Consider the following 656-nt stretch of genomic DNA (forward strand, 5'->3'; position numbering starts at 1 on the left):
ACAACCTCTTCTATCCAGTTCGAAAAGGAGTTTCACGTGAAACACTACGATTTTCACCCTCTTGTTGGCGTTGGTTTACGGACTCCTCATTTGGACTTTTTTCAGCAACAACGTCCAGAACTGTCTTGGTTAGAAATTCACAGCGAGAACTACTTTCAACCCAATGCAGCCGAACGAAAATATCTACACACTTTGCGAGAGCAATACCAGATCAGCTGCCACGGAATTGGTTTGTCGTTAGGCTCTGTTGAACGCGTTAGCCAAGTACACCTAGCTCAACTGAAAGCGTTGATTGATGCCATTGACCCGATGTTTGTCTCTGACCATTTGAGCTGGAGTGAAAATGGTGGGCATTATTTTAACGACTTGCTTCCCCTACCATACACCGAAGAAGCACTGAACGTTTTTACTCGCAATGTGCTTGAAGTTCAGGATTATCTGCAACGCGAAATCTTAATTGAGAACCCATCGAGCTATGTTAAGTTTCAACACTCGACGATCAGCGAGTGGGAGTTTCTCACTGAAGTTCAGCAGCGCACAAGTTGCCGGTTACTGCTCGATCTGAATAACGTACACGTATCAGCCTTCAATCACGGCTTTGATTGCAATACCTATCTGTCCGCCATTCCGGCAGATAAAGTGGATGAAATTCATTT

The 656-nt window shown here is 44.7% G+C and carries 1 protein-coding gene; it reads left to right on the top strand.

Annotation, left to right across the window (positions count from 1 at the left end):
- Positions 1-36 precede the first annotated feature (36 nt).
- Positions 37-656, top strand: a 620-nt coding sequence (locus R8O11_RS28425) for a DUF692 domain-containing protein (protein ID WP_318195018.1), incomplete at its 3' end; no start/stop codon positions are given.

The sequence above is a fragment of the Vibrio sp. 1288 genome, from assembly GCF_033344475.1.